Here is a 2,025-nt window from a genome sequence, read left to right as displayed (position 1 = left end):
GGGATTCGGGAATTTTTGTCCAATCAATTAGTTGGTGAACTTCAGGAAAAAAGAAGCATAAAAACGCTTCAAAATACTCGGTTAATGCTTCTTTCCAGGGTTCATCATAATTGGCTGTTGTTTGGTTCATTGGAGTTGTTTGCTTACTCGTAGGCTGTGAAGCGCGATAGCGTAACGCACCGATTTAATAATAGAGGTGGTGGTGGTAATCTGGGGATTTTGTTGTAAAAAAGCGGTGATCTGTTCGATTCCGTCTTCGTTGGGAGAGAGAATAACCGTGGCGACTTCTGGAATTACCCCAGCTTGGAGACTTTGATAATCGCTAACACCAGCATCGAGGAAAACTAAGGTAGCGGTTAAACGCTGATTTCTCGCACTATCCACCCGATTAGCTTGACTCAAGCCATCAGATTGAGCGAAATTGAACAAAACATCGTCAACAGCAGGAAAGCCCGGCAAAAGGGTAGAAGTCATGACATTAACCGCAAAGGATGACTTCGACTATTTTATGCAAAGAATCCCGAATTTTTCAAGGGGGATATAACAAAAATTAACATTGATTACAAGAAACCGGGTTTCTCAAAGGAACAAGAAAACGGGTTTTCTAAATAGTTTCTCGCAGAAACCCGTTTTCTAAAATCACAACTTAATCTAATTCATTTGCCGTTTGCAAAACCTCCTCATAAAGTTGACGACTGATGCGAAAATTTGCTTGGAGTATTAGAGCATCGATTATGGGTTGAACCTTAGCAATCAATCCTCTATTTTTAGCGATTAAAAGAACTCCTAGAACCCCCGTAATTGACAGCCCCAAACGCACAGCCTCCCTCCGTCCAAGACGCTCATCAATTAACAATTCATCTGCTTTTAATTCTAAGGCAAGAGCGATTGCTTCTGCTTCGCCAAGATCTAAATTATATTCATTCCTCAAACAAGCCACAAGTTCCAAATTAGCGGCTTGTTTAACCTGTATCCAGTTCAGAGAAATTATCGCTTTAATGCGGATATCTTCCTCAGTTAAATTGGCTAATTCATTGGCAACTGCTTGGGGAATAACAACATTAGTATAAATATCTTTTAAGATTGACAGATAGCCAACAAGAGCAAGACTGCTGAGAGGAGAAGTATCGCTAATAATAATCATAGCCAACCTTTCTCTTTTAAATGCTTAATATCTTCCTGAAACTCAGCAACATCATAGTGAATACAAATTCCTCGTTCAGAAAGCATCCGTTGAAACTTGATTTGATTAATACCTAATAACTCACTTGCTTTTCCTAAGCTAATCTTATCTTGTTGGAATAACATAACAACAATTTCCTTCAACAGTTCATCCTCTGATAAACCACTTGCTTTAATCACTTCTTGGGAAATAACTAGAGTCATATTTTCTCCGTATTTTGATAAGAATTATACAAATGCTATCCTATGTTTTGCGGTCTGTCAATTCCCTTTGGCAGACCTCACTTCTAACTGTTAACTGTTAACTGAAATTCCCTCTCCGAAGCAATCTTACCCCTTGTCATGGCGAAGATGCGTTCGCTAACGTCAAACCTAGGCAGTTAAAGTATTTAACCAACTGATTAAATCTTTAACTGTAGAGAAATCGAATAAAGCTTCTGCTAATGCTTCGACATCATCAATACTTAACTCCATAATTTTAGTTTCCAATGAAGGATTAATCTCCCCTAACTTTCGTTTAAGTTGACGAAGAATCAATGTCTTTTCCCGTTCAATACCTTGTTCGATACCTTGTTCGATACCCCGTTCAATACCTTGTTCGATACCCCGTTCGATACCTTGTTCAATACCTTGTTCGATACCCCGTTCAATACCTTGTTCAATACCTAGTTCAATACCTTGACGCATCCAACTGGTGGTAATTTGCATAACTCCCTCCTGTACGGGTTGACTAAATGTGCTAATCTCTTGTTGAAATTGTATCTCTTCGACCGGATTTAGATTGAGATAAGTATCAATAAATCCAGAAATTAATTGCATTCTCGCCGCATCTAACCTTAAAGT

At 38.8% G+C, this 2,025-nt stretch carries 4 protein-coding genes; all 4 read right to left on the bottom strand.

What is annotated here, in order from left to right; all coding sequences use genetic code 11:
- Positions 1-126: 126 nt before the first annotated feature.
- Positions 127-474, bottom strand: a complete 348-nt coding sequence (locus PX481_RS12120) for a DUF4347 domain-containing protein (RefSeq protein ID WP_288094645.1) — start codon at positions 472-474, stop codon at positions 127-129.
- A gap of 172 nt (positions 475-646) precedes the next feature.
- Positions 647-1,144: a PIN domain-containing protein gene (locus tag PX481_RS12115; protein WP_002756572.1), complete on the bottom strand. Its 498-nt coding sequence runs from the start codon at positions 1,142-1,144 to the stop codon at positions 647-649.
- Positions 1,141-1,386, bottom strand: a complete 246-nt coding sequence (locus tag PX481_RS12110; RefSeq protein ID WP_002756573.1) for a UPF0175 family protein — start codon at positions 1,384-1,386, stop codon at positions 1,141-1,143. The genes PX481_RS12115 and PX481_RS12110 overlap by 4 nt, the downstream gene beginning before the upstream one ends.
- 168 nt (positions 1,387-1,554) lie before the next feature.
- Positions 1,555-2,025 (bottom strand): DUF4351 domain-containing protein (locus PX481_RS12105; protein WP_288094644.1); only part of this gene is annotated, 471 nt, incomplete at its 5' end.

Source organism: Microcystis sp. M53603_WE2 (assembly GCF_030065435.1).
The sequence above is the reverse complement of the archived record's forward strand: the minus strand, read 5'-3'. Positions and strand labels throughout refer to the sequence as shown.

Excerpts from the sequence above, each read along its gene's own strand:
- PX481_RS12120 (WP_288094645.1), bottom strand. The coding sequence starts at position 474 with ATGACTTCTACCCTTTTGCCGGGCTTTCCTGCTGTTGACGATGTTTTG.
- PX481_RS12115 (WP_002756572.1), bottom strand. The coding sequence starts at position 1,144 with ATGATTATTATTAGCGATACTTCTCCTCTCAGCAGTCTTGCTCTTGTT.
- PX481_RS12110 (WP_002756573.1), bottom strand. The coding sequence starts at position 1,386 with ATGACTCTAGTTATTTCCCAAGAAGTGATTAAAGCAAGTGGTTTATCA.